Consider the following 25,667-nt stretch of genomic DNA (forward strand, 5'->3'; position numbering starts at 1 on the left):
TGGTTTAGTGAGCTATCGTACTCCGTTAACTCAATCAAGGATACAAACATACTTGCATGAAACACTCTTTTTCATCCCAAAAATGGGGTGGGACTGCAATAGTGAAATGAACGTAAAGTGTGGGATTCATCTAATAAATTTACTTACAGATGAGATCCACCGCTTGCATCGAGCAATTGACCGGTTACCCAACGGCTGTCCGACGAAGCGAGAAAGGCAACAATATCCGCTACATCCTCGGGTTCTCCCCATCTGTTAAAGGTTGAAAGACCGGCCGCATATTTTTGCCCATTGGGATCTTGCAACGTCCCGGCATTCATCTCTGTGTTAATAATGCCGGGCTGGATGGCGTTTACCGTAATATTGCGGCTACCCAGCTGTTTAGCCAGAAGATACGTAAATGTGTCGATGGCCCCTTTCGACATGCTGTAGGCGAACACACTTGGAGACGCTACGCGCGTCACAAAGGATGAAATATTAATAATGCGCCCTCCGTCTTTTAGACGCGGTAAAGCTTGCTGGGTAACAAAAAGCTGTGCTTTGACGTTAACCTTCATCACCTCTTCAAAAGATTCTTCAGTTGTCTCTTCTAGGCTAACTATTTGACCGATTCCAGCATTGTTGACAAGAATATCGAATCCGCTACCGCCAGTACGTTCCCGAATGTCATCATCCAGTACCGCAAATAAATCATGAATGCCATCGAGAGTGCTCAGGTCAGCGCCAATCGCGCACGCGTTACCTCCGCTTTGCTCGATCTGATGAACGACTGCCTCCGCTTCATTTCGTCTTTTTCCATAGTGCACGACGACAAATGCGCCCTCTTGTGCCAGACGCAATGCGATGCTGCGGCCAATTCCTCGGCTCGCTCCGGTTATTAAAGCGATTTTACCTTCCAACTTACTCATGTTTTCATCTCCTTGTCCGAATTCAAATATAGTTGTATCACAGGACAACTTTTGAAATGTTGCTCTCTCATTCGGTTACAAGGGGATGGCTACTGGTAGGTTTTTCCATGGTTAATCTTAAACTATCCTGCCCGTTTAATGGCCCTTCGTCAGTCTAATACTTTATTTTCTTCTGACACTATACTCTCATAGAGCTCCGTCAAGTAGTACTGTGCAGCAAGAACGTTAAAATCTAAATCGAGCCATGTGGTTGGTTCCAGATTTTTGAGCAGGTATCCTTGTGCTCCTCTTTTGAGCGCCTCAAGTAAATGAAGCATATCGTCTGAAACGGTAATCATAACAATCTTTACATAAGGGAAGATTAGCTTGATTCTCCGAGTTGCTTCAAGTCCATCCATAATGGGCATTTGAATATCCATTAGAATGAGATCTGGAAGCCACTTCTCCATGAAGTTAATCGCCTCTTGACCATTGTTTACCATACCGAGAATCTCAAAGTGCTCGTCTATACTTAAAATTTCACGAATGGCTTCCCTTGCATGCGCGTGATCATCAACCACCAATACTCTTGTTGTGGTCACTGTCATACTAGTCCCCCTTTTTGAATCTCAACTATGGTTTTTCCATCCTTACGATACATGTTCATAATCCATCCCATCTCATTGCAACGCTCCTTCATAATTCGTAAACCGAACTTGTTCTTCTTGGCAAACGGATCTCCCTCAAATCCTTTACCATTATCCGATACCGTAATTTTCCAGCTATGACTCATCCCTACTGCGGTGATTGATCCTTCTGTAGCTAACGCATATTTATCCATATTAATTAGCGCCTCACGTATACAAGCTAACAGCTCTATTTTTTCTTTATCCCCTTGGAGATGCTCCTCCAAATCCCAGCGAACATGGATTGGCGTGCGGATGTCTTTGGACATCGCAAGAATTTGCTTCACTAGTGATGGTGAGGTCTGGTGCACAGGATTTTCGTCCCGATCAAGTCGAAGATTGCTGATCGCTTGTCTGACATAACGGTTCACTTCATGAATCGTTTTACGAATGGATAGGACGTTCTGTTCTTGCTGTTCCCCGGCATTTCCCATTTCAAGCTTTTCTGCCTTAACGGATAATAAGAACAGAGATTGGGCAATTCCGTCATGAAGTTCTCGCGCCAGCTCTTCACGTGCTTCAAGAGCAGCTTTGGCAGAACGTGCACGTTCCAATTCTTTCTGAATGTTTTCAAGGATTCGAAATAGCTTTGTTAGCAATGTAATAGTAACGAGATAGACCAACACCGGTGTTAACCAATTGCCCAAATCCATCGAGATATAGGGAAGTAAAAATTGATGTCTGACATATTCCCAAATAGCGACTGTAATGGTTGGAATGAATAGAATCATCCATTTGATTTGTTTATAGGACATGATGCTCCTCCTGGTATTTAATAAGAAATTAATGGGGCAAACGAAGGATGTAACCAAACCCCCACAGGGTTTGGATGAGATCTTCACGATTCATTACATATTCCGATAATTTATCGCGTAATCGTTTAACATGGGTATCTACGGTTCGATAGTCCAGTTCTTCATCTTTCTCCACCTTCCAGACGATTTTGAGCAAATCCTGTCTGGAGAAAGCGATCTCCGGATGAGTTGCCAGATGGTATAACAAATCAAATTCTTTGGGTGTCATATGAATTTCTTCATCTTTTACCAGCACTTTTCTAGAAGTGGGATTAATTAAAATGGATGAAATCAGTACTTCACTGGCGGAATGATCGGGTATAACATGCCCGTAAAACCCTGTAAAACGTGCCATCATCGATTTGATCCGAAGCACAACTTCCCTGGGGCTGAAGGGTTTCATCACAAAGTCATCTGCTCCTGCCTTAAATGCTTCAATTCGGTCCGCTTCATCAGACTTGCCAGTCAGGAACATCACGGGAATATTTGTGCTCATTCGAAGATAATTGCATAGTTCGATACCTTTAATGTCAGGAAGCATCCAATCGAGAATAATTAATGCATAAGAACCTTTATGAAGTTTGCTCAAAGCTTGCACACCAAGGGAGGCCTCTTCGATAATAAATTGTTCTTTTTCCAGGTACATTCTAAGTAACCTCCGGACCCTTTCATCATCATCTACGATCAATATTCTGTTTTTTTGCAGGGTCCCATTCATATGTCATACCTCCATCTAATCAAACTGAAATAGCGTTCATTTACGTCTTGCTCTAGTGAGAAATGAGTAAAATGAGTTTATCGTAAACAGCATAACTTTAAATAACCCAAAAAAGCATGACTCTATAGAGCCATGCTTTTAGAAGATTCGCACTCAATTGCAAACAATGTATGAACGATGAATGGACATGGTCCCCAGGAGGGGGGGACAGCAACAAAAGGTCCTGGTAATGCCAAACCTCTTGATGCAGTTTCTTTTGTATATCTACTCGCTTTGCACAGCGAATTCATAATAACTTTAAGCCTTACGAAGCATTTGTCTCTCGCTTAGCTGTGAAAGCATATCCTTCGTCATGGCCTTCAGGTCGTAGCGAGCATGAAATCCCCATTCTGTTTTTGCTGCCGTCGCATCAATGGAATGAGGCCAGCTATCGGCAATCGCCTGTCTCTTCGGATCAACGTCATAATCGAGGATAAAGCCGGGAAGCTCATCCCGAATCGCTGCAGCGATCGCCTCCGGATCCACACTCATTGCGGTGACATTAAATGAGTTTCGGTGTATCAACCGGGAAGAATCCGCTTCCATTAAATCGATGATAGCGTTCAGGGCATCCGGCATATACATCATGTCCATGTTTGAGTCTTTGGCGATATAAGATGTATACCGGCCAGCCGTCACGGCTGCGTAATAAATTTCCACGGCGTAATCCGTCGTTCCTCCGCCGGGAGGTGTCATATAAGATATCAAACCCGGGAATCGCAGCCCCCTAGTATCCAGGCCGTATTTGTGAAAATAATAATCACAAAGCAGTTCGCCGGACACTTTGTTCACGCCGTACATCGTATTGGGCCTTTGGATCGTATCCTGCGGGGTATTGTATTTCGGAGTCGTAGGGCCAAAAGATCCAATGGAGCTTGGAGTGAACAATTGGCAACCGAGCTCTCTGGATATCTCAAGTGCATTCATCAATCCGCCCATATTCAAATTCCAGGCAAGCAGGGGTTTCTCCTCTGCGGTAGCCGACAGCAGCGCAGCCAAATGGATGATGGTATCAACTTCGTACCGCTTGGCGATTTCGAACATCGCCTTATCATTCGTCACGTCCAGCAGATCGAATGGCCCGGATCGGGTAATTTCGTGGGCTGATGACCTGAGATCCGTAGCAACGACGTGATCCGCACCATAAATCTCACGTAATTTAACAACTAACTCAGAACCGATTTGGCCCAGTGCTCCGGTCACCAATATCTTGTTCATAAGACATTCCTCCCGAAATGTACTCCCGCGAATGCAGCTAAATCAGCTTCATTTCCTTGCCAACTTTCTCATAAACGGAGATCACCTGGGCGAGCATCTCCTTGGTATGGGCAGCTGTCGGCATGTTGCGTATTCTTCCGGTTCCTTTCGGAACCGTCGGAAACAGGATTGCCTTGGCGTAAACGCCTTCTTCATAAAGCCGTTTGCTGAACTGTTGGGTGGTTACTTCATCGCCAATGATACAAGGTGTGATCGGCGTTTCGCTTTGGCCTACATCATATCCAAGCCGGCTCAAGCCATTTTTCAAATCATTGCCGTTCTCCCACAGCTTCTCGATCAGCTCTTTGTCATTCATCAAAATGTCGACAGAAGCGCTACAAGAAGCGATTGCAGCCGGAGGTAGCGATGTCGAGAACAGAAACGGACGGCTTCTCAGCTTCAACCATTCGATCAGTTGTTTTTTACCCGCCACATAACCGCCGACAACGCCGATCGCCTTGGAGAGAGTACCAATCTGAAAGTCAATGCGGTCGGACAATCCAAAATGCTTCACGGTTCCCGCACCTGCTCCGAGAACGCCCGAACCGTGGGCATCATCCACATACGTAATCAGATCGAATTCTTCTGCTATTTTCACGATCTCGGGCAGCTTTGCTATATCACCATCCATGGAGAAAACCCCGTCGGTGATGACCATAATTTTACGGTACTGACCGGATTCCCTAGCCTCTTTTGCCTGCTGTCTTAAATCATTCATATCCGAATGCTTAAAGCGAATCACCTTGGCTCTCGACAGGCGGCAGCCATCAATAATCGAAGCGTGGTTCAGCTCATCGGAAAAAATCGCATCATGCTGGTCCATTACCGCGGATATAGCAGCCATATTACAGTTAAATCCCGATTGATACACGATAACGGCTTCCGTTTTTTTGAAACGGGCCAGTTTTTCTTCAAGCTCAATATGAAGATCCATCGTACCATTAATTGTTCTCACAGCCCCTGCGCCTGCCCCGTATGTCTGCGACGCCTTAACTGAAGCATCAATCAGGCGGTGATCGGTTGCCAATCCCAAATAGTTATTAGAAGACAAATTGATTAGGGACTTTCCGTCAATACGAATAACAGGACCATTTGCACCCTGCAGTGTATCGATGAAGTTATATAGACCTTTATTCTTTAGATCTTCAATGTTCGAACTTAAAAATTGGTCCAATGCTTGACTTGACATTCGATTCCCTCCTCGATATACGTTTGTCCTCATACAGGAGACACATTATTCTGCGAAAAACCTTGTTATAAAGGGGGTTAGACTAATTTCAATGTAGCACCTTTTTTATTATTTGTACACATGTGGCGGACAAATAATAAAAATATCCGCAAAAAAACAAGCGATTGCTTCCCCCATTCCCGGAAGCAATCGCTACTATATCTTTGCTTTGATCCTCCTATCAAAAAAGCAGCCCCTTCAGGAGCTGCCTCATGTTATGCCTTATCTTGTAATTTTATCTGTTTCTGCTAACCCGCCAGCCTCGGCACCCGGATAAGGATTGATCTTCTGGATCGTTCCGTCTTCGTTGTATTTCAGCTCGGAATATTTAACGCAGCGCTTGTGGTTGACGCCTTCCGACAGGGAGCTGTCGTGATAGAACAGATACCACTTGTCTTCAACTTGCACAATGGAGTGGTGGGTTGTCCAACCGATTACCGGAGAGAGAATCTCGCCCATGAACGTGAATGGTCCCATCGGGTTCTTGCCGATCGCATATACGAGCTTATGCGTGGTTCCTGTAGAGTAGGACAGGTAGTAATAGCCGTTATATTTATGCATCCATGGGCCTTCAAAATATCTCCGGTCCTCGTCCCCGGCCAGAATCGGATTCCCGTCTTCATCAACAATCGATATCTCGGCAGGCTTGCCCTGGAAGGACAGCATGTCGTCGCTAAGCAATGCAACTTGCGGTCCAAGCGCTGGTTGGTCAGGAGCAGGTCCTTCTGCATCTGGCACGAAGCTGCCGGTCTGCCATTTCTCCAGCTGGCCGCCCCAGAGTCCGCCGAAATAGATGTATGACTGATTGTCGTCATCCACCAGTACGGCCGGATCGATACTGAAGCTGCCTTCCATATAAGTCGGCTGCGGCGTGAACGGGCCTGCCGGAGACTCTGATGTTGCCACACCCAGACGGAAGATGCCGTCATGGTCCCGTGCCGGGAAGAACAGGTAATAGGTATTGTTCTTATAAGCGGCATCCGGTGCCCAGAGCTGCTTGGAGGCCCACGGAATATCTCTCAGATGCAGCGCTTCGCCGTGATCGACTACAGGGGAATCGAAGTTGTTCATCGAGAGGACATGATAGTCTTCCATTTTATACTGGTCGCCGTTATCGTTGCTCGGCTCGTCATGATCGAGGTCATGGGAAGGATAGATGTAGATTTTGCCCTCGTATACATGGGCGGAAGGGTCCGCAGTGAAGATGTGGGTTACGAGCGGCTGGTGGGGCTTAGGTATTTGTTGTTGATTCATAAGGCATCTCCTTTGGTATTGGAATAATAGAATCCTTCATAATACATTGAATGCATAGTACCCTCCCTCTGAATTCAAAGCAAGCGTTTACAATCTCTAATATTATTGTACAAGCCCCGCTTGTTCTTTCCTATACACATACTAAAGATCTTCCCCCCCGAAAAAATGTACAATTCCCGCCTATTCCATTAGGCTGGAAATACACACCGATTTCTCATATTTAGTTTACCTGGGTGGACATTTATTGGTGAGTTCTATTACAGGCTGCAAACTTTATAACAGATCTTCTACTATGCAACTGATCTCTACCCATGTCACCGGCTCCCCCCATAGCGGATTCACACACTAAATCTTCGAAATCATCTGATGATCTGATAATGAATCTGTGTTATTCTAATCTGCAATACTTCCACTAGCGAAAATCCAAATAAATAATTGTTATTTGTCATGTCATAAGATATAACTGAGATGAGGTGACTAAAACATGGAAAATGTACGCGAGTTATTCCAAATCATGACTAGGAGGTTTGGTCTGCTCAATAAGAATTGTTGTACCGTGGGAGCTATTGATGTATCGCCCGCCCAAAGTCATATTTTGTATGAGGTGGATCGTCAGCACAATCCCTCCATGCAGCAAATTGCCGACACTTTAGGCACAGATATTACAACCTTCAGTAGACAGGTCCAATCCTTGGTAAAGCTTAAATTGCTTATGAAAACACCGGATTCCACAGACCGACGTGTATATCTACTATCACTTACAACCGAAGGGAAATTTGTAGCGACAACCATTGATCAGCAAATGAATGCCTATCTCGAAGAAATTTTTTCGCACATGAGTGGATTCGAGAAAGAGATGGTGATTAATTCAATTAAACTATTGAATAATGCAATGCTTCAATCTGACAACTGTTGTCAACCTGTAAAGGGATAATCTCATATCATACTCCGACGCGTCCAATAGAGACAGTGGCTTAAAATTCCTAATATTTTCCACATGTATGTTACATAACAGATAAGACGACCACCGAGATCAAACGGTGGTCATCTTATATTAATACACTGTATTCATGGAACGCAGCGCTTTCTCAAGCGACTCATATTCAACCTGCTGGGCAAAACTCAGAAGCTCACCATTAATGACCACCGCAGGTGTAGCAAACTCGAAGACCTTGTCTGACTGAATATGCGCAAAGCCTCGCTCCTCAAATAGCGATTTTAGTTTTCGTTTTGCAAGCGCCCGATCCATCGGAAGGGAATAATCATATACGTGAATCATTACCTCGTGTTCAAATGTTTCTTTTAATCTTCGCTTAAGTTCCGTATATTCATCCAAAGAAGCAGAGTCGTTCGGAGCAGTGCAACAGTCATCGGATCCCACCCCATTCTCATCGCAGCAATCCGTTGTTTGCTGTATATTTATATTTGGGAAAAGTTCAATGGAGTTCTTCGCGTTCAACTTATATTCCTCCTCACTTTAAGTAGTTACTTTCATCCGATGCGTCGGTTGTGGAGGCAGTGGACTAAAGCATTCGTGATATGTTTGTTCCCAAACCGTCCCAAGCTCCTGATCCATGGAGGCAATCGCATCCGATACGACTAAGTCCAGAAGTCCCGGTGAAGCTTCAATCCGAATGTTCAGAACGACCCGATACTGATTACCCTTATGAGAATAACGGTTAGTGTATACGGGTTGTGCGCCTGTCTGCACGACACTTGCCTTGACATAACCTGTCTCATTACCAGCATGCACTTTCAGATGCGCTACGGCCATCTTTTCCCTCATAAAATGCCCGTTTAATTTACTTAGGAGTCCATTTACCCACTGCTGAGGATTAAAGGTTTTTCCATCCGGATGTCTCACATCACCCAGCACATTCATCCACGCAAGCTTGGCTTCTCCTTCAGCATATACACTGTAATCAATATCCAAAAGTTTGTGACCGCTTGGAACGGTGCTATTCCATAAATCGAGTAAAGTATTCAAATGAATACCCGCAGTTGCCGAGATCGGCTGTATAAATGAATTCGGATAGCGCTGCTGAAGATAGGTGACCACTCTATCCATCTCTTCTTCCGTATACTGATCCAGCTTATTAACGGCGATAATATCTGCCTCGGCCAACTGTTTTTCGAAAATATAACTTACCGATTGAGAAAACAGAAGTTTGCCGCCCTCTTCCTCATTCAATTCAGCTAATAACCTGGCCGGATCAACCACGATGGTTAAGGGAACCGTTGTGAACTCATTCGCATAATACTGTTTCAAGGGTTGAATAACCGTTGCAGCGAGATCCGTGCAACTGCCAACCGCTTCACAAATGATGTAATCCGGCTTTTTATCCATCGCAAGTTGGTTTAAATGTTCATACAGATCCTCGAATCGACAACAGAAACATCCCCCGGTTACTTCTTTGGTTTCCAATCCACTGGTTTGTGCGAGTTCCGTATCAATCAATTCTTTGCCTTGGTCGTTGGTAATAATGGCCACCTGTTTTCCCTGCTCTTGCAAAACGTTGGCCATTTGTATCATTGTTGTCGTTTTGCCTGCTCCGAGGAATCCGCCAAGCAACACCATTTGCACCTTTTTCATGTAAAAGTGCCTCCTCTTATTATCAAAATGGGTTATTCATGAATGATTCTGTAGACATAAGCGGCCGTGATCGCGCCCATGGTTGTCCATACGATATATATCCATAAAAACTCCAGGTGTCCGGAGGCCAAGGCGGGACCTAAAGATCGTGCAGGGTTCATGGATGCTCCGCTTACAGGACCTCCAAACATCGCTTCCAAGGCGACGGTGCCTCCTATAGCGATCCCGGCAAATGATTTTGAAGCTTTGGCATGGACAGCAGAACTTAAAATGACCATCATCAAAATAAAGGATAGAATAAATTCCAGAATGGCACTTTGCAGCCAGTGTCCCGAAGGTATTGTCGCTCCCAATCGCCCTACATTACCAAACATGAATAATAAAGTAAGACTCGCGGCGTAAGCGCCAATACATTGGATGAGAACAAAAGAGAAGGCTTCAATCGCTGTGATTTGTCTCGAAAAATAGAAAGCGATTGTAACCGCCGGATTAAAATGTGCTCCTGATACATGCCCAAAGGCGTAGATTAACACCATGACAACGAGTCCAAAGGTAATCGCTACACCGATATGGGTTAATGTCCGTGTGGTGGTATCCACCACTACGGCACCTGTGCCGGCAAACACCAGAAAATAACTTCCGATCCATTCGGCGATCCATTTTTTTCGGAGATCAAGCAGTACAGAACTGCGACTGGTTTCAAAGTTTATCATAGGCAAACCATCTTTGACTTCTGTCGCATTCAAACGCTTATCCCCCTCTTAACATTTTAAACAGCAACGTTTAAAAATACCGTCTTCAGGAACCGTAACGATCTCTTGAAATAGTTCATCCATATCGGGGTTAGGGTGTTTCCATTCGTAATAGAACTCATGTTCAATCAGTTCAAGCGATTGTATGGAAGCTTGTCTTAATAAAGGAGAACCCTTATACAAATATAGCCTGGTTTCATATTGTATTGGATCAATAATGTCTTTTAGTTGATTATCGTCTACAAAAGAACGAAAAGTCGTTAAATCATCGGTATTGGTCCAGGGGTTGAACATGATGAAGGTTGGATTAAGTGAGATCTCGATGTGGCGGAGATACGCAATAGCCTGTTCGATATCTTGAATAGAAGTGTCCTTGGCTACGGCATCCAGCACAATTTCGGATGGGAACTCTAAGGCTGAGGTAATGAACTTCACACCGAGTGCTTTCATTTCGGCTAATGTTTCCTTATTTTCAAGAATGTGATCTACCCGGGTAGTGAAGTCATAGGTGAGATCCGGAAATTCCTCGTGCAGCTGACGTAATATTTTGATACCGTGGTATTTGGCATTAAAAAAGTCTGCATCAATAAGGGATAAATGTGTCATTCCTCCTGCCACAAGGTTCCTGACATCCTGGAGTACAATCGATTCAGGTACCAGGATTACTTTACCCTCATAGGCGGCATACACCGAGCAATACAGGCATTTATGATGACAACCACGTGCGATTTCAGTCGAGCCCACGATTTGTTCAGAACCTAATAGTTTGTTGATCTGCTTCTGAGGATACTTGTAGAGAGGCGGCAGCATATATCGTGTGGGAACACTCAAATGATCTCTCGACATATACGGATGGATTTCTTTGCCTTGCAGAGCGTCACGTCCGATGAGAATACCATCCAGGGTACAATCGGTATCTCCAGACAGATACTTTGCGAGATTGACCAAAGGCCTCTCCCACTCCCCGCAAACACAGGAATCACTATACGTCCCGGCAAGCCTGCTGGCATTAATGGTTGCATGCTGGCCAAAGTACGTAATGTGTGCCTTCGGATTCACCCGGCGAATGATATGCGTTAGCTCGGTGGCCGCTTGCACAGCATCAAATAATGGAATGGAAATGGCAATAAGCTCTTGATTGAGAAAACGTTCCTCTTCTATCCCTTCAACGTAGGTATCCAGCACCGACACATCGAACCCTGCATCTAAAAAAGCGGTCAATGCGGTAGCAACCGTCATCGGTTGATAGCCACCTTCAAAGTTAGAAACCAACAGGACTTTCATGAGCCTTCCTCCCTTTCTTTCAAGGTTCTCCTTCGGTTAAGCCTTCGTGGCTTTAATCAAGTAATAGCCCACTTTCTCTTCCAGAAAATGATGAGCCTCAGCATGATCCTGCTGAAATTGCACATATTCATCTTTGTACTCCTGACTTGATTCCATCAGCTCAATGTAACGTTTGTTTTTGTCTTCTGTAAAATTGATCACTTCCAAATCGGTATAACCCGCGTTTTCAATTTGGGCAATGTTTTCGCTTAACTGGATACTCCCGGCACGGCAGCCACTGACCAAAGACAAGTCATTCTTGATAGAGGACGGAACGGGTGCATACGAAACAAAATCCGTATAGATCAAGGTTCCCTCGGGTGCTAACACACGTGTGATCTCCTGGATCGCCTTGAGCCGATCAGGTACCAGGTTGAGGACACACTCACTGTATATCAAATCAAACTGGCCATCCATATACGGGAGCGACTGCACATCGGCAACAAAAAAGCCCGTCTTTTTACGTAATTCATCCGGTAATTGGCTGCTTTTTTCCCTGGCACGGGCAATCATACTCTCACTGAAATCTACGCCAATAAATTGTTTTCCTTGTTTATACGACTCCACCAGAGAGAGCAGCGTTGTGCCCATACCACAACCGATATCAAGAATTCGCTGTTGATCTGAAGCAAGAACAATTGCTTTAATACGTTCTGTAGGTCCGGACGGAGAAAATTTATCGGTTCCTTCAGAGTAGCTACCTTCTCCTTCAGCGACAGCGTTGTAAAAGTCTTTGATCGCTTGTGTTGCGGCATCCATTTCAGCTGGACCAGGTGAGCAGCAGTTTGAAACATTGGAAACAACCAGTTCTGGTTTAGACATTTGTTATTTCTCCCTTCGAGATGTTTTGTATTTTTATGGAACGGACATAGGCAGACCACAAGATATAGAAAACAAGGGTGCCTACAATCCAAAGGAAACCTGAGAAATAAAACGTAGTATCAATATGAAATGTGTCCATTAGAATGCCAGACGTCAGTGGACCCACAATCATTCCCAGACTTGTTGCCGAACCCAGGAAGCCCATCGTCGCGCCCATTCCCGCCTCTCTTCCCAGAACAGTGGACAGTGCCGAAGAGGAAGCAAGCGTGACAGCAGACGTTAGTCCGGTTCCAACCATCAGTATGGCGATTGTCCACAGTGAATGCATGGAGGGAAACAGCACCAACAGAACCGTGGTTAACATGGATGAGATCAGAATTAATTTCATTTTGTTGAAACGGTCAACGATCCAGCCCAGTGGAACCTGTGTTGCACCTATGATGATGTTGTTCAAGGCAATTAAAAAACCGATCATCAGGGCATTAAGCCCTCTGCTCTGGGCGTATAGGGTGAAGAATGAAATCATGAACATGGAGAGAACAGCAACAATAACATTGACGGAGGATAACGCCAGAATGCCGGGATGTCGCCAGGGAGAACCCTTCAGATGAGTACTCTCTGAGACGGAATCGTTCGAATTAGCCACATCGATATCTTTCTTCGTCCGTGATGAAGGTAAGGCAAAAACAATCATTAAGGCGATCACCGCAAGGCCGAGTAAGGAGAAAAATGCATTCTGTGTCCCGTACTGATCCGAAATATATCCACCGAGCAACGGTCCCAAACCATTTGCCAGAAAAATAGCTGTGTTGTAGATTCCCATATATTTGCCCTCTTGTCCTTTAGGGCTAATCTCTCCCATGTAGGCCATAGCCATAGGCAGCATCATGGCTGAAGCTACACCATGAAGTAGCCGGGCCCCCAGAAGACCCGCTATACTACTTGCCAAACCATAACTTAGCGCGATAAAGGGATAAAGTATCAGGCTATAGATCAGGATGGCTTTTGGGCCTTTCTTGTCAGCCAATCGACCGATTGGAGTGCCGATTACAAGACGAACCACGTAAAAACCGCTGTACAATGTGCCGACCCACAGACCCGTGGCTCCTAAATTTTTCGCATACGGAGCGAGTAACGGAGCAACAATTCCCGTACCTACAACCAATATGAAGACAGATAAACATAGGAAAATGATATTCTTTTTCATAGGACACCCATACGTCTATCCGTGGACGAGGGTACCTTTCCATCTTGATCCTTAGTTATGAAAAAATGCATGGCTTCTTTGGCAGTATCCATGATTAGAGATGCGTGTTTTCCATCTACACCATGAGCAATCATATAACCCAATCGATTATAGTTGCTTTCCGTCATAACGACGTAATCTCCATCTTGAACAGAGCATTCTACTTGTTCAATACCTTCTATCGATTGAGCGGCTTGCTTGTCCAATCGAACATATCCTTCTTGATCTGCAAGCAAAAACTGAATTTGCGCAGAATCTGTCACGGGTGTGTCACGAGGAGCGCTCGCAAAGGCTCCACCTGTAACGATATGAAATGCCAATTTACGCAGATCATATCCGGTAACTGCATGCACCAAGCGATGAATTTGATCACCACCTACCCTGGCATTCACCTCAATTATTTTCGGTCCTTGTGGAGACAGCTTAACCTCCGTGTGGGTGACAACATAATCTGCTCCCAAGACCGCCAAGGCCTGAACGACGAGTTCATGAATCAAGGCGGAGTCCTGCTCTGATAATCGGGCGGGAACCAAGTGTCCTTCTTCAATTAATGCGGAAGTATTTTTAGCGGTAATGGCAATGATATGTGTGGCTCCATGGATCGTACATGATTCGACACTGAATTCAGGTCCTTCGATATATTCCTCAACGAGAATATGCTTCTCCAAAGGTTGCCCAACCCAATTTTGAATCTTTGTGCTGATCAGTTCTGCAGCGGTCCATGCTTCTTCTAATGTATTGCATTTCTGTACCATATGACTGCCTGCATCATTGGAAGGTTTCACGATCACGGGTAAATTCATTTCACTAAGAACATGGAGTATTTCTGCAGGTGACTGGATTAATGCGTATTGAATGGGGGATACCTGATGTCGGGTTAAACATGCGCGGGTTTGTGCTTTGCTGCGGCAATTTTGAGCGGCCTCTGAAGATAAGTGGTATTGCAGACCCAGGGCCTCAGCTATTTTCGCACCCAGAACGATGCGATATTCATTGTTCGTGTATACCGCAGTAATGGGAATCCTTTTTGATATCTCGAGCGCTTTGGTGACTACATCGTCTTCCTGATTCAAGTCCATTTCGATCGGAAAATCTGCAATGATGGCATCTTCAAGAGGGATCTGCGTATTCAGGAGAATAACCCTATACCCCTGTTCCTTGACGAAAAGGATTTCTTCAACATCATCTCGCCGACCAATAAGCAGAACTGCAGGATGATTTACCATTTCAATCCCTCCTTATCTGCAACACTCCGATTGGGAACTTTGTGGCAGGTTAGTCACATGACTGGAGCTTTCTACACTGAACAATTTCCTCGTTTGGGTCGCGGCGACGATGCCAGCAACCTGTCCAATTTCTTCATTCGTTATGAACTCTTGCTTGGCAGATATCAGTGCTTTCTTTACCTCTTCTTGATCACCAGCGATCATCGCACTTGTCAGTTCAACTAATGCTCGATCCCTGGCTGAAAGGTATTCAGCTTTCAGAACCTCCTCCACAAAATCGGTATACTTTTGATGTAACTCAGGCAGTAATTGGAGCATGTTAAACTCACCTCACATTAGAATGGGTTGCTTATTTATATCAATCCATCTTTATGTAAAGACAGACATGATAACATTCCTGAAATAGTTGTTTAACGCAAGTATTCACATGTCCTGTTATATATTTAGAACCGAAGTGAATTCGACCGAATCGTTAAAAAATCTTCATAATTCAAGTTTTTTCACCTTGTAATAAGGATTCAAAACCCATTTACTTGAATAATTTTCCTTTATTATATTCTGTTAATTTGCAAATAGCAACTTTATTTTTCATTCTTCAGCATGATATTCAAGTGTTGATTTCCAAAAGTAGTCATGCTAGAGTTTGATCATGAATCTATCATTATTTACATTAGGTACAATAAAAGTGAGGGATGGTTCTATGCAAACGGTATTCATCCGACAAGCCAAAGTGAACGATTTAACCCGTATACTAAGCATCTATAATCAAGGCATTGAAGATCGAATTGCGACACTGGAAACACAAACAAAAGATATGATATACATACAGAAGTGGTTTAACGAACATCAAGGAAGACATGTCGTACTGGTGGCTGAGGTGTCAGAGCAAGTCATTGGATGGGCGTCGTTGAATCCGTACTCCCACCGCTGTGCTTATAACGGTGTCGCTGATTTGTCGATATATATTCATAGAGAGTACCGTGGAAAAGGCATTGGAAATACGCTCCTTCTGGAGTTGGAGAATCAAGCGAGGAAGCATAACTTTCATAAAATTGTGTTGTTCACCTTCCCCTTTAATAAGGCTGGACAGGGCTTATACCAAAAGTCGGGATACCGCACTGTAGGCATTTTTGAACAACAAGGTATGATGGACGGAGAGCTGATCGACGTTATGATTATGGAAAAACTCCTTCAACAAACTTAAATACACTGGTACATTGATGAAATGAAGAGTTCAGCATGCCTGAAAATCCTTCAGAAAATACCAAAAAGACGTTGTCATGGAGTATGACAACGTCCCCTGATAGAGAAGTGGTATTAACTTTTCTTTGCCTCGAACATATTTTTCAGCACATTACGCATTTCAGGCTTGATAGAAATATCCGGGCGTCTCTCCATTGCCAGTTTTTCAGCTTCTTCAACTGTAGCGGCTTCACCCAGATTCATCAGCAGAGCTGTAGCTACGGTTCCGGTACGGTTCCGGCCACCAGCACAGTGAAAGAATACTTTTTTACCTTCCTGAACAGCCTCCGTCACGGCTTGAATGGCTGACTTGATGGATTCCTCCTGATCATTCCGATCTTCAACAATCGGATAATGATGTCGCTTGGCCGAAGCAGGAAACCCCTCTTGTGCCTTACCGTCATCCCGGAGATCAAATACTTCAGTAACACCTTGCTCCTTGATCGCACTCAGAGCAGCATCTGCTCCTCCAATATATACTTTACCTTTAACGAGTTCATGATAGTTAGACATTGTTATCCGCTCCTTCTCTAGTTGGACTTAACAGCAGCTTGAGCCTCCACTAACGACCAGTCCAGGTCCATCAGCAGATTGTTCCACATCCAGGGTAATTGATTCGACGGTAGCTGCAATCTCAGGATCGACAGCTACGCGAATCGCATTGATTTCCTGTACCACATCATTATCTGCAGGATCAGCGAGCCCTAGTTGAAAACTGGGCCCACAGCATCCGCCGCCTACCATGGCAAACCGAAGCGTATGCACGCCTGCTTCTTTCATTATTGCCTCGATATAGGTTTTAGCACCATCGGTAATCATCATCGTCGGTTGTCTCCTCTCTATACTTCACTCGTACTTCTCGCTTCAGTCCAGGTCTTTAAGCTGTCATACCCAACTACTTCTCTGGATTCCCATGGTATAATCACGGTGTTTCCATCCGAAGCTTTATGAATCTGCTGAATCCATTCCTGCTCAGCGATGGCCCGTCCGCTAAGAATGGGGTCCATGGTGTCTGTCACGGCAAAACTTTGATTAATGGTCCACCACTTGGTCGGTATACTCGCCCGCTGCAAGTCCTGTTCCAAACGAAAAGCCTCATAATACGGTGTAGCCTCTGCGAGTGTAACAATAACAACACTTGTTTCATTGGGATCACGAAGTCGTGGTAACAAATGCTGAACCGCAGCGGGTATGACACCTGCAGAACGGGAAATCTCTTTATGGTACTCTTCTGTTGCATCGAGAAGAAGTAACGTATGCCCTGTTGGAGCCGTATCGATAACCACAATCTCATCGCCGCTTCGTTCAACCAGATTGGCAAATGCACGGAAAACCGCAATTTCTTCAGTACAGGGTGATCTTAAATCTTCTTCCAGGTAAGCCAGACCATCCTCATCCAAAGAATCCTTGTTCTGCTCCAGAACTTCCTGTTTATATCGTTCCAGTTCGATTTTTGGATCGATACAGCTCACGGTGATGTTATCCGTCTCTTGTTCAAGCACATGACTCAGATGGGAAGCGGGATCGGTTGTGCTCAGATGTACCCGGTGACCTCTCTCTGCAAGACCAACTGCAATAGCGGATGCAACTGTTGTTTTGCCTACGCCACCTTTTCCCATGGTGAAGATCACTCGGATACCCTTGTTCTCCATATCATCTACGAGATGTTGCAAAGGGAAAACCAGTGAAGATTTTACATTTTTCTCTTGTACCCGCCTACCCTCCGGGGCATCGAAGAAATGTCGCAAATGCTCAATGCCAGTGATGTTAAACGGCGCTAGAGGAATTTGATAGATTGGAAGCTGCTGAACAGCTTCAGGAAGTTTCTCCAACGCACGTACCTGTCGACCGTAAAAAGCAGAAGAAACCGTATCCTGTTCCATAACCGAAGAAAGCATCCCGTTCACGATCAACAACTGATTCTGAATACCGATCTCTCCAAGCTCTTGCGATGCCCGCGCAGCTTCCTTCAACGGCGAATCATCCGGACGAGTCACAAGTACAAGTGTCGTCTCGTTGGAATCAGACAAGGTCTGGACGGCATCCTCATATAATGTTTTTTTCGCTTCCAGACCGGCAAGCGGTCCCAGACAGGAAGCCCCATGCGTACTTTCAGATAAAAACCCGCTCCAGGCGGTCGGCAATTGTAACAAACGCAGCGTGTGGCCTGTCGGAGCCGTATCGAACAAGATGTGATCATACTGCTCTCGCAGTTCTTGATTAGTCAGCATGGAACTGAACTCATTAAAGGCAGCTATTTCAACCGTACAGGCTCCAGATAATTGCTCTTCCATCGTGGCAATCACTGTATCTGGAAGCACGCCGCGGTATGGCCCAACCATTTCAGCTTTGTACTCATTAGCTGCAGTTTCAGGATCGAGATTGGCGGCATCCAGATTATTCATTCCAAGTACAGGTACGGGGTGATTAGAGAGCTCCATACCAAAAACATCCTGTAGGTTAGAAGCTGGATCGGTGCTCACCAGCAAAACACGCTTCCCCGAATCGGCAAGGGATACGGCTGTTGCACAAGCCGTGGACGTCTTGCCTACGCCCCCTTTACCGGTAAAAAACAGATAAGGGGTTAACGACATGGATTTCGGTTCAAATCGGTTGTACATGTTGAGAGGACCTTCTTCCCTAAAGCTTGGATTTGGTGTTGACTTCAAGACGTATTCTCGGCTTAGCCACCAGTTCTTCTTCCGTCAGACCCGTCCATTGAACGAATTCTTCGTTGCTTGGATACCCATTTTCTTTTACCACTTGACCATCTACAATGATAATGGGCAGCACTTGAGGACCCTTTTCAGCTAGAAGCTGTCCTACAAGCGGACTTGCCACAAAAGCATCAGGTTCACTGGTTAAGTTATAACGTGATACCTGAAACTGTTTCTTCTGCAAATTATGGACGACAGCAGATACACGAATGAGTTCCGGATCAACACCTGGACCACACACGCCAGAAGAACAACACATCGCAGGATCGTAGATCTCCATGGTTTTCAACGCGAACACCCCTCTCGAAATTAGAAAAGCCGGGAGACATTCTCCCGGCAGTTTGTATTATTTGCCGGTTTCAGCGAACGTTTTAATGCGCTCCCCAATCTGGTCACGAACCGTTTGGAATACAGCCCATTTCTCTTCATCTGTACCTTGCGCTCTGGCAGGATCATCGAATCCCCAATGTTCCCGCTTCACATGTGGTGGTGTCATTGGACATTTATCCGCAGCGTCTCCACACAATGTAACTACAAAATCAGCATTGTTCAATAACTCGGAATCGATGATATCGGAAGTTTGAGTGGAAATATCCAGGCCGACTTCCTTCATAGCTTCAACTGCTTTTGGATTCAGACCATGTGCCTCAATGCCTGCACTATAAATGTTCCAGTCCTCACTCAGATATTTCTTGGCCCAGCCTTCGGCCATTTGGCTCCGGCATGAATTGCCTGTGCATAGGAAGTACAGTGTTTTTTTACTCATGTTCATCGTCTCCTCGTTGTTTGAATATTTTAATGTTTTTATATAATGCTTAACCACAGATACAGACCCAATAGCGTAATAAGCAGAGTCGGAACGGTGATAATGATACCTGTCTTGAAGTAAGTACCCCATGAGATTTTGACGCCTTTTGTGCTAAGCACATGAAGCCAGAGAAGCGTCGCCAGTGAGCCAATCGGGGTAATCTTGGGACCTAAGTCCGAGCCAATAATATTGGCATAGATAAGCGCCTCCCGAACAGTCCCTGTAGTTGTGGTTGCATCAATGGCAAGCGCATCAATCAGCACGGTAGGCATATTGTTCATCAAGGATGAAATGATTGCCGCGATAAAGCCCATACCAATCGTTGCAGCAAACAATCCCTGATCCGCCACAGCCTGAATGACCACGGCTAGTAGATCCGTTAAACCCACGTTACGTAGACCATAGACCACGACATACATCCCGATGGAGAAGAATACGATGGCCCACGGCGCTTCTTTGACAACTAATGTCGTCGGAACAGCAGAACTGCGGGAAGCCATGATCAGGAAGAATATCGCGACAACACCTGCCACCAGGGATACCGGAATGCCGATAAATTCACTAATAAAGTATCCAATGAGCAGAACTCCCAAGACCACCCACGACAATCGAAACATCTTCATATCCTTAATGGCAGATACAGGAGGTTTCAAATCACCGGCATCAAAACGTTTGGGAATACTCTTTCGGAAGAAGAGATACAATACGCCGATACTCGCCACCAGTGAGAACAGATTCGGAACAAACATCCTGCCTGCATACTCCATAAACGTAATACCAAAGAAGTCGGCAGATACAATGTTGACCAGGTTACTTACAACCAGTGGCAAAGAGGTCGTATCCGCAATAAATCCGCTGGCAATAATAAAAGGGAACACTTTTTTCTCATCGAAGTTCAGTGCGCGTACCATGGCTAGAACAATTGGCGTCAGAATCAGTGCGCCTCCGTCATTGGCGAAGAAAGCAGAAACCACAGCTCCCAGGATCGAGACGTAAACAAACATTCGGACACCATTGCCGTGAGCAGCCTTGGCCATATGTAAGGCAGCCCATTCGAAAAATCCGATACGATCCAGAATTAACGAAATTAGAATGATCGCTACAAACGCAAGCGTGGCATTCCAAACAATTTGCGTCACATCCCATACGTCTTGGAAATTGACTACACCCACAAGTAAAGCAAGAATTGCTCCGCCGCAAGCAGACCAACCAATGGACAGGTTTTTAGGCTGCCAGATGACGAGAACTAGCGTAATTAAAAAGATAATGCAGGCCATGACGACAGAAAACACAAGTTCTACCTCCTCTAATCAAATGCATTATAGCTTATAACATTCTCCTCATACCTTCATGTCATTCAATCATTATATAATGATGTACTTATATGATGATCAAAAGTTCAACTACAAATGCGAGGTACGTCCACCTTGTTCAAAGTACGGAGAATGTTTTGGGAATCAGGCATGGCGTCCAGAACGGTTTGGATATAAGGCGTGTCATCCACGTTTAAAGAATAGTAGACCCACTGTCCTCGTTTGTTTTCCTTGACCATCCCTTGATCCTTTAATTTTCGTAAATGTTGACTAATCCCCGGTTGAGAAATATCCAAGACTTCAACAAATTCGCAAACACACCAATCCCGATCTTTAAGGAGCGTTAACATGGTTAAACGAGTTTTGTCTCCCAAGAGCTTTAGTTTGTCTGCCGCTTCATGTATGGTCTTCAATTGAATTCCTCCTTCCATATAACACATAAGTGAATAATTATATTATAATATGCTTATTGTATTATATCAACCCTTAAACGTAAAAAAAAGTGTGCGTTGACTCCACAGTATAAAGAGTCAACGCACATGTTTTATTCGGTTTAGTATTCGGCCTCCCTTAACACTGGGAAGCGACTCCTTTTTTACCCAAAGACAGCAGCACAGTTTCCTGATCTGGCATCTGATCGAGCACCGCTTTAATGTACGGCTTATCTTCAACATCTAAGGAATAGTATACCCACTGCCCCCGGCGTGTTTCACTAACAATCCCCTGAGACTTTAATTTGCGTAAATGCTGGCTAACTCCGGGCTGAGACATATCAAGCACTTCAACGAAATCACATACACACCATTCTTTTTCTCTTAAGAGAATGAGCATGGTCAGACGGGTTTTATCTCCAAGCAACTTTAACTTATCTGAAATTTGTTCAATGGATTCCACTTGCGATCATCCTTCCCAGCGTTCAACAATCCTGACTAACATATAAGTTTATATTTATATTCTATAGCAAGGATATGTTAAAAACAAGGGAGCCTGTGTAATGCCCTCTTTCGTGAATATCACCTTCAACCGAAACGTCCCGCAACATAATTCTCCGTTTTTGGATTTTTCGGATTACTAAAGATTTGACTTGTGTCGTCGTATTCAACCAATTCTCCATCCAGGAAAAACGCACATTGATCTGATATCCTTGCAGCTTGATGCAAGTTGTGAGTTACCATTACAATCGTATAGGATTGTCGAAGTTCTTTAACCAGTTCTTCAATTTTAAGGGTGGATAACGGATCTAATGCAGCAGTAGACTCATCCATCAGCAAAATTTCAGGATTCATCGCCAGAGCCCGGGCAATACACAAGCGCTGCTGTTGTCCTCCTGAAAGTTGCAGAGCGGATTTTTTGAGCAGGTCTTTCACTTCGTCCCATAAAACCGCTGCTTTCAGACTCTTCTCCACAATATCATTCAACTCGGGTTTGCGGGTAATGCCGTGTAACCGAGGACCATAAGCGATATTATCATAGATCGATTTGGGAAACGGATTAGGCTGCTGAAACACCATGCCCACTTTTTTCCGGAGTAGTTCGACGCGGACTTGATCATCATAGATGGCATGCCCCTTAATGCGAATGTTTCCTTCAATCCGCACCCCATCAATACGATCATTCATCCGATTAATGGTTCGAAGAAGTGTTGATTTCCCACAGCCAGACGGACCAATAAACGCAGTTATCGAATGTTCTGGTACATCCAGACTAATATTTTTCACAGCCTGTTGCTGTCCGTAAAACACACTCAAGTCTTGAATTTGGATGGCGCTCATACAATATGTCTCCTTAAAATTACAGGTTTTTCTGATATTTATTCCTCAACACAACGGCAATAAGATTAAGCGTAAGCAGCAGAATGAGCAGAACAATGATACCACTCGCGGCTAAATCGTGAAACGAAGTCTGTGGTTTGGATATCCAGTTGTAGATCTGTATAGGAAGGACCGTAAATTGATCCATCAGATTACTAGGTAAGAAGGCTACATAGGTTAAAGCTCCAATCATTACCAGAGGAGCCGTTTCTCCGATGGCTCTGGACACCGCCAAAATAATCCCGGTCAAAATCCCTGGAAAAGCGGACGGAAGGACAGAACGTTGTACGGTCTGCCATTTGCTGGCTCCAAGTGCAAAAGAAGCATCTCTGCGGGAACCTGGAACGGATTTGATCGCTTCTTGTGCAGACACGATAATCACCGGCAGGACAAGCAGTGTCATGGTTAATGCCCCGGATATCAGACTTCGCTCCAGGTTTAACCCTCTCACAAAAATAGTGAGTCCCAGGATACCATAAACAATGGATGGAACTCCGGCAAGTGTACTGATATTAAGCTGTATTAGCCGTGTCAGCCTGTTCTTTTTTGCGTACTCCTCCAAAAATATAGCTGCTCCGACACCAATAAGAAATGAAATGGGAGCCATGATACAGACCATATAAAGCGTGCCAACGAGGGCTGACTTCAAGCCAGACCCATCTGCCCTGCGAGAAGGATAATTGGTGAATAACTCAGGAGTAAACCTAGCCACTCCGTCAATCATAATATCGATAATAAGAAGCATAAGTGCAAGTACTCCGACGGACGTTGCCGCCAGAAACAAAATTTTCATCCATCCGTCTCTTTTTTTTCTGGCCTGAACCTGTTTTGTTTCTGTACTCTGGATGTTTTGCTTCACCATCGTTTCAGGCATTTAGTAGACCTCCCTATATCTTTTCGATACAGCCGCAGCAATGATATTTAATATAAGCGTGATCACGAACAACGTTAGTCCTACAGCAAAAATAGAACCATACGCCAGTGATCCATGCGGAGTATCTCCCAAACTCACTTGCACGATGTAAGCGGTCATGGTTTGAATACTATCGAGCGGATTCGCCGTAAGCTGAGGAGTCGCACCTGCTGCAACTGTTACAATCATGGTTTCCCCTATAGCACGAGAAAAGGCTAGAACAAAGGAAGAGATGATTCCGGATAATGCTGCTGGAAGAACGACTTGTACTGCCACTTCAAATCGTGTAGCCCCCAGCGCATAAGCTCCATGTCGCAAACTGTTGGGCACCGCTCTCATAGCATCTTCACTGAGTGATGAAACCATGGGAATGATCATGACACCAACGGCAATTCCTGCACTTAACGCATTAAACAGACTTGTTCCGGGAATAATGGTCTGAATGACAGGGGTAATGAAGCTTAAAGCGAAATATCCGTAAACGATGGTCGGAACACCGGCCAAAATCTCCAGCACAGGTTTCACGATGTTTCGTACTCGGAGTGTTGCATATTCACTCAAATATATGGCTGTTGCCAGCCCTACAGGGATGGCAATGCAACAAGCAATAAGCGTTACCATTAATGTTCCAAACATTAACGGGACTACCCCAAAGCTTACTGGTTGAATTAACGGTGCCCATGTCGTGCCTGTTAAAAATTCAAAAATCGGCACCTGCTTGAAAAATGCAATGGATTCTGAAACGAGTGTGTATACGATGCCTATGGTTGTAAGGACGGACACCAATGCACATAAGAATAAAAGGAAAGGCATCACATAATCTGCGTATCGTACCTTGTTAGAGCGAAACGGATGATCTCCTTGGGGTGTTGTGTTCATATCTGCTCTCCTCTATAAAAAAACTAAAGCGTGTGCGACACCTCTTGGCCTCCAAGAAGCATCACACACGTTAAGGTTTTACGCGGTTACTTTAACTTCTCCAAATCTTCCTTATACATTTCTTCTGGCAAACGAATGTAGCCTACCTCTTCTGACAATTCAGCAGCATTTGTCAAATAGTATTCAACAAATGCCATTACTTCGGGCTTTTCCAGCTTTTGTTTGTTCACATAAATATAAAGCGGTCTGGATAGAGGTGCATAGGTCCCATCATTAATCGTTTCATGTGTAGGTGTAACTGGACCCTTTCCTCCATCAATTGGAACCACCTTCAACTTGTCCTGATTCTCTTCATAGTAGGCAAAGCCGAAATATCCAAGGGAATACTTCTCACCTGCCACACCTTGCACCAGTGTATTATCATCTTCACTGAATGTGACTTGTGCATCGTTCCGGCTCTGCTGCGCTTCCTCGTTAATCGTTTCTGTGAAGTAGTCAAATGTTCCTGAATCGGCACCTGGTGAGTAGATTTTAATATTCTCGTCGGGCCATTCACTGCGTACGTCACTCCATTTCATGACTGTACTTCCAGGTTTGAAAATGCTGTGCAGCTCTTCAACGGTCAGGTGATCCACCCAGTCATTCTCGGGATTGACCAACACGGAAAGACCATCATAGGCAACTTCAAGCTCCAGAAATTCTACACCATTTGCTTTTGCATCTTCGGCTTCTTCCGGTTTGATTGGACGGGAGGCATTATTGATCGCTGTCTCTCCGCTAGCAAATCGTTTAAACCCGCCTCCTGTACCTGAAACCCCAACGGTGACACGGACATCCCCATGTTCTTTACCGAACTCTTCAGCTACTGCCTCAGTAACGGGATATACCGTACTTGATCCATCAATATCCACCGTTCCTGTCAATTTCTCCGATGCGCCCTGTTCTTCTGATGTAGCGGTTTGTCCATTCCCTGTACTCTCGGTATTACCTGTACCCCCTGCGCATGCTGACAAAGATAATGCACCTACCAATACCAACAGCATATAAAACCATTTACCCTTTTTCATGATCCCCATCGCTCCTAAAATTTAATGTTTATATACATATATCATTATTAGTTTATATGATTAAATGAATTCTCCTTTTGTGTTAAATCTGT

28 protein-coding genes and 1 pseudogene are annotated in these 25,667 nt (G+C 44.7%); 2 read left to right on the plus strand and 27 right to left on the minus strand.

Going from position 1 to position 25,667, the window contains the following annotated elements; translation table 11 throughout:
- Window positions 1-143: 143 nt before the first annotated feature.
- The 7 genes and pseudogenes from J7E78_RS02770 to J7E78_RS02800 form a co-directional block, all read right to left on the minus strand.
- The gene (locus J7E78_RS02770; RefSeq protein ID WP_215074835.1) at window positions 144-908 is read right to left on the minus strand and encodes an SDR family oxidoreductase; all 765 of its coding nucleotides are present in this window, start codon (window positions 906-908) and stop codon (window positions 144-146) included.
- A gap of 236 nt (window positions 909-1,144) precedes the next feature.
- Window positions 1,145-1,489 (minus strand): annotated as a pseudogene (locus J7E78_RS02775) (response regulator); the annotation flags it as partial.
- A gap of 2 nt (window positions 1,490-1,491) precedes the next feature.
- Complete coding sequence (locus J7E78_RS02780; RefSeq protein ID WP_215074836.1) at window positions 1,492-2,328, minus strand: sensor histidine kinase; 837 nt, start codon at window positions 2,326-2,328, stop codon at window positions 1,492-1,494.
- A gap of 28 nt (window positions 2,329-2,356) precedes the next feature.
- On the minus strand, window positions 2,357-3,085 hold the full coding sequence (locus J7E78_RS02785; protein WP_215074837.1) for a response regulator transcription factor: 729 nt from the start codon (window positions 3,083-3,085) through the stop codon (window positions 2,357-2,359).
- A 297-nt stretch (window positions 3,086-3,382) separates the two neighbouring features.
- Complete coding sequence (locus J7E78_RS02790) at window positions 3,383-4,342, minus strand: L-threonine 3-dehydrogenase (RefSeq protein ID WP_215074838.1); 960 nt, start codon at window positions 4,340-4,342, stop codon at window positions 3,383-3,385.
- Between the two features lie 37 nt (window positions 4,343-4,379).
- A complete protein-coding gene (locus tag J7E78_RS02795; RefSeq protein WP_215074839.1) occupies window positions 4,380-5,570 on the minus strand; it encodes a glycine C-acetyltransferase in 1,191 nt (396 codons plus the stop codon).
- 261 nt (window positions 5,571-5,831) lie between these two features.
- Complete coding sequence (locus J7E78_RS02800) at window positions 5,832-6,863, minus strand: glycoside hydrolase family 43 protein (protein WP_215074840.1); 1,032 nt, start codon at window positions 6,861-6,863, stop codon at window positions 5,832-5,834.
- Window positions 6,864-7,347: 484 nt separating this feature from the next.
- Between J7E78_RS02800 and J7E78_RS02805 the strand changes: the two genes are divergently transcribed.
- A complete protein-coding gene (locus J7E78_RS02805; RefSeq protein ID WP_215074841.1) occupies window positions 7,348-7,797 on the plus strand; it encodes a MarR family winged helix-turn-helix transcriptional regulator in 450 nt (149 codons plus the stop codon).
- Window positions 7,798-7,917: 120 nt separating this feature from the next.
- Here J7E78_RS02805 and vcpD read toward each other — a convergent pair whose 3' ends face one another.
- From vcpD to J7E78_RS02845, 8 genes are read right to left on the minus strand one after another with little or no spacing between them, the layout of a single operon-like run.
- Window positions 7,918-8,322, minus strand: coding sequence for an ArsD-related vicinal cysteine protein VcpD (vcpD, locus tag J7E78_RS02810; protein WP_215074842.1), 405 nt, complete (start codon window positions 8,320-8,322; stop codon window positions 7,918-7,920).
- 18 nt (window positions 8,323-8,340) lie between these two features.
- Window positions 8,341-9,456 (minus strand): GTP-binding protein, encoded by a 1,116-nt coding sequence (locus tag J7E78_RS02815; RefSeq protein WP_215074843.1) that lies wholly within the window; start codon window positions 9,454-9,456, stop codon window positions 8,341-8,343.
- 32 nt (window positions 9,457-9,488) lie between these two features.
- Window positions 9,489-10,202 carry an MIP/aquaporin family protein gene (locus tag J7E78_RS02820; RefSeq protein ID WP_251034778.1) on the minus strand — a complete coding sequence of 238 codons (714 nt, stop codon included), beginning with the start codon at window positions 10,200-10,202 and terminating at the stop codon, window positions 9,489-9,491.
- A gap of 15 nt (window positions 10,203-10,217) precedes the next feature.
- Window positions 10,218-11,492, minus strand: a complete 1,275-nt coding sequence (arsL, locus tag J7E78_RS02825) for an arsinothricin biosynthesis radical SAM protein ArsL (RefSeq protein WP_215074844.1) — start codon at window positions 11,490-11,492, stop codon at window positions 10,218-10,220.
- Between the two features lie 36 nt (window positions 11,493-11,528).
- Window positions 11,529-12,353: a putative arsinothricin biosynthesis methyltransferase ArsM gene (gene arsM / locus J7E78_RS02830; RefSeq protein WP_215074845.1), complete on the minus strand. Its 825-nt coding sequence runs from the start codon at window positions 12,351-12,353 to the stop codon at window positions 11,529-11,531.
- Window positions 12,346-13,560: an MFS transporter gene (locus tag J7E78_RS02835; protein WP_215074846.1), complete on the minus strand. Its 1,215-nt coding sequence runs from the start codon at window positions 13,558-13,560 to the stop codon at window positions 12,346-12,348. Before J7E78_RS02835 ends, arsM begins: the two co-directional genes overlap by 8 nt.
- Window positions 13,557-14,825, minus strand: coding sequence for an ATP-grasp domain-containing protein (locus J7E78_RS02840; RefSeq protein ID WP_215074847.1), 1,269 nt, complete (start codon window positions 14,823-14,825; stop codon window positions 13,557-13,559). The genes J7E78_RS02835 and J7E78_RS02840 overlap by 4 nt, the downstream gene beginning before the upstream one ends.
- A gap of 12 nt (window positions 14,826-14,837) precedes the next feature.
- Window positions 14,838-15,143 (minus strand): carboxymuconolactone decarboxylase family protein, encoded by a 306-nt coding sequence (locus tag J7E78_RS02845; RefSeq protein ID WP_215074848.1) that lies wholly within the window; start codon window positions 15,141-15,143, stop codon window positions 14,838-14,840.
- 382 nt (window positions 15,144-15,525) lie between these two features.
- On the opposite strand from J7E78_RS02845, the gene J7E78_RS02850 reads away from it, so the two are divergent.
- On the plus strand, window positions 15,526-16,029 hold the full coding sequence (locus tag J7E78_RS02850; protein ID WP_215074849.1) for an arsinothricin resistance N-acetyltransferase ArsN1 family A: 504 nt from the start codon (window positions 15,526-15,528) through the stop codon (window positions 16,027-16,029).
- Window positions 16,030-16,142: 113 nt separating this feature from the next.
- Here J7E78_RS02850 and J7E78_RS02855 read toward each other — a convergent pair whose 3' ends face one another.
- The 12 genes from J7E78_RS02855 to J7E78_RS02910 all read right to left on the minus strand — a co-directional run bounded on the left by J7E78_RS02855 (window position 16,143) and on the right by J7E78_RS02910 (window position 25,575).
- The gene (locus J7E78_RS02855) at window positions 16,143-16,580 is read right to left on the minus strand and encodes a protein-tyrosine phosphatase family protein (protein WP_215074850.1); all 438 of its coding nucleotides are present in this window, start codon (window positions 16,578-16,580) and stop codon (window positions 16,143-16,145) included.
- Between the two features lie 27 nt (window positions 16,581-16,607).
- Window positions 16,608-16,889 carry an iron-sulfur cluster biosynthesis family protein gene (locus J7E78_RS02860; protein ID WP_215074851.1) on the minus strand — a complete coding sequence of 94 codons (282 nt, stop codon included), beginning with the start codon at window positions 16,887-16,889 and terminating at the stop codon, window positions 16,608-16,610.
- A 17-nt stretch (window positions 16,890-16,906) separates the two neighbouring features.
- Window positions 16,907-18,688 (minus strand): arsenical pump-driving ATPase, encoded by a 1,782-nt coding sequence (gene arsA / locus J7E78_RS02865; RefSeq protein WP_215074852.1) that lies wholly within the window; start codon window positions 18,686-18,688, stop codon window positions 16,907-16,909.
- 19 nt (window positions 18,689-18,707) lie between these two features.
- Entirely contained in the window at window positions 18,708-19,073 is a 366-nt protein-coding gene (gene arsD / locus J7E78_RS02870) for an arsenite efflux transporter metallochaperone ArsD (protein ID WP_215074853.1), read from the minus strand.
- A 57-nt stretch (window positions 19,074-19,130) separates the two neighbouring features.
- The gene (gene arsC, locus J7E78_RS02875; RefSeq protein ID WP_215074854.1) at window positions 19,131-19,550 is read right to left on the minus strand and encodes an arsenate reductase (thioredoxin); all 420 of its coding nucleotides are present in this window, start codon (window positions 19,548-19,550) and stop codon (window positions 19,131-19,133) included.
- A 38-nt stretch (window positions 19,551-19,588) separates the two neighbouring features.
- Window positions 19,589-20,884 carry an arsenic transporter gene (locus tag J7E78_RS02880; RefSeq protein ID WP_311516912.1) on the minus strand — a complete coding sequence of 432 codons (1,296 nt, stop codon included), beginning with the start codon at window positions 20,882-20,884 and terminating at the stop codon, window positions 19,589-19,591.
- Between the two features lie 107 nt (window positions 20,885-20,991).
- A complete protein-coding gene (locus tag J7E78_RS02885) occupies window positions 20,992-21,318 on the minus strand; it encodes an ArsR/SmtB family transcription factor (protein WP_251034779.1) in 327 nt (108 codons plus the stop codon).
- 157 nt (window positions 21,319-21,475) lie between these two features.
- Window positions 21,476-21,799, minus strand: coding sequence for an ArsR/SmtB family transcription factor (locus J7E78_RS02890; RefSeq protein WP_215074856.1), 324 nt, complete (start codon window positions 21,797-21,799; stop codon window positions 21,476-21,478).
- A 125-nt stretch (window positions 21,800-21,924) separates the two neighbouring features.
- Entirely contained in the window at window positions 21,925-22,677 is a 753-nt protein-coding gene (pstB, locus tag J7E78_RS02895; protein ID WP_215074857.1) for a phosphate ABC transporter ATP-binding protein PstB, read from the minus strand.
- A gap of 19 nt (window positions 22,678-22,696) precedes the next feature.
- Window positions 22,697-23,590 carry a phosphate ABC transporter permease PstA gene (gene pstA, locus J7E78_RS02900; protein WP_251034780.1) on the minus strand — a complete coding sequence of 298 codons (894 nt, stop codon included), beginning with the start codon at window positions 23,588-23,590 and terminating at the stop codon, window positions 22,697-22,699.
- The gene (gene pstC / locus J7E78_RS02905) at window positions 23,591-24,508 is read right to left on the minus strand and encodes a phosphate ABC transporter permease subunit PstC (RefSeq protein ID WP_215074858.1); all 918 of its coding nucleotides are present in this window, start codon (window positions 24,506-24,508) and stop codon (window positions 23,591-23,593) included.
- An 86-nt stretch (window positions 24,509-24,594) separates the two neighbouring features.
- On the minus strand, window positions 24,595-25,575 hold the full coding sequence (locus J7E78_RS02910; protein WP_215074859.1) for a PstS family phosphate ABC transporter substrate-binding protein: 981 nt from the start codon (window positions 25,573-25,575) through the stop codon (window positions 24,595-24,597).
- Between the last annotated feature and the right edge of the window lie 92 nt (window positions 25,576-25,667).

The sequence above is a fragment of the Paenibacillus polymyxa genome (assembly GCF_018614975.1).
Lineage (GTDB): Bacteria > Bacillota > Bacilli > Paenibacillales > Paenibacillaceae > Paenibacillus > Paenibacillus polymyxa_E.

Excerpts from the sequence above, each read along its gene's own strand:
- J7E78_RS02770 (WP_215074835.1), bottom strand. The coding sequence starts at position 908 with ATGAGTAAGTTGGAAGGTAAAATCGCTTTAATAACCGGAGCGAGCCGA.
- J7E78_RS02780 (WP_215074836.1), bottom strand. The coding sequence starts at position 2,328 with ATGTCCTATAAACAAATCAAATGGATGATTCTATTCATTCCAACCATT.
- J7E78_RS02785 (WP_215074837.1), bottom strand. The coding sequence starts at position 3,085 with ATGAATGGGACCCTGCAAAAAAACAGAATATTGATCGTAGATGATGAT.
- J7E78_RS02790 (WP_215074838.1), bottom strand. The coding sequence starts at position 4,342 with ATGAACAAGATATTGGTGACCGGAGCACTGGGCCAAATCGGTTCTGAG.
- J7E78_RS02795 (WP_215074839.1), bottom strand. The coding sequence starts at position 5,570 with ATGTCAAGTCAAGCATTGGACCAATTTTTAAGTTCGAACATTGAAGAT.
- J7E78_RS02800 (WP_215074840.1), bottom strand. The coding sequence starts at position 6,863 with ATGAATCAACAACAAATACCTAAGCCCCACCAGCCGCTCGTAACCCAC.
- J7E78_RS02805 (WP_215074841.1), top strand. The coding sequence starts at position 7,348 with ATGGAAAATGTACGCGAGTTATTCCAAATCATGACTAGGAGGTTTGGT.
- J7E78_RS02815 (WP_215074843.1), bottom strand. The coding sequence starts at position 9,456 with ATGAAAAAGGTGCAAATGGTGTTGCTTGGCGGATTCCTCGGAGCAGGC.
- arsL (WP_215074844.1), bottom strand. The coding sequence starts at position 11,492 with ATGAAAGTCCTGTTGGTTTCTAACTTTGAAGGTGGCTATCAACCGATG.
- arsM (WP_215074845.1), bottom strand. The coding sequence starts at position 12,353 with ATGTCTAAACCAGAACTGGTTGTTTCCAATGTTTCAAACTGCTGCTCA.
- J7E78_RS02835 (WP_215074846.1), bottom strand. The coding sequence starts at position 13,560 with ATGAAAAAGAATATCATTTTCCTATGTTTATCTGTCTTCATATTGGTT.
- J7E78_RS02840 (WP_215074847.1), bottom strand. The coding sequence starts at position 14,825 with ATGGTAAATCATCCTGCAGTTCTGCTTATTGGTCGGCGAGATGATGTT.
- J7E78_RS02845 (WP_215074848.1), bottom strand. The coding sequence starts at position 15,143 with ATGCTCCAATTACTGCCTGAGTTACATCAAAAGTATACCGATTTTGTG.
- J7E78_RS02850 (WP_215074849.1), top strand. The coding sequence starts at position 15,526 with ATGCAAACGGTATTCATCCGACAAGCCAAAGTGAACGATTTAACCCGT.
- J7E78_RS02855 (WP_215074850.1), bottom strand. The coding sequence starts at position 16,580 with ATGTCTAACTATCATGAACTCGTTAAAGGTAAAGTATATATTGGAGGA.
- J7E78_RS02860 (WP_215074851.1), bottom strand. The coding sequence starts at position 16,889 with ATGATGATTACCGATGGTGCTAAAACCTATATCGAGGCAATAATGAAA.
- arsA (WP_215074852.1), bottom strand. The coding sequence starts at position 18,688 with ATGTACAACCGATTTGAACCGAAATCCATGTCGTTAACCCCTTATCTG.
- arsC (WP_215074854.1), bottom strand. The coding sequence starts at position 19,550 with ATGAGTAAAAAAACACTGTACTTCCTATGCACAGGCAATTCATGCCGG.
- pstB (WP_215074857.1), bottom strand. The coding sequence starts at position 22,677 with ATGAGCGCCATCCAAATTCAAGACTTGAGTGTGTTTTACGGACAGCAA.
- pstA (WP_251034780.1), bottom strand. The coding sequence starts at position 23,590 with ATGCCTGAAACGATGGTGAAGCAAAACATCCAGAGTACAGAAACAAAA.
- pstC (WP_215074858.1), bottom strand. The coding sequence starts at position 24,508 with ATGAACACAACACCCCAAGGAGATCATCCGTTTCGCTCTAACAAGGTA.
- J7E78_RS02910 (WP_215074859.1), bottom strand. The coding sequence starts at position 25,575 with ATGAAAAAGGGTAAATGGTTTTATATGCTGTTGGTATTGGTAGGTGCA.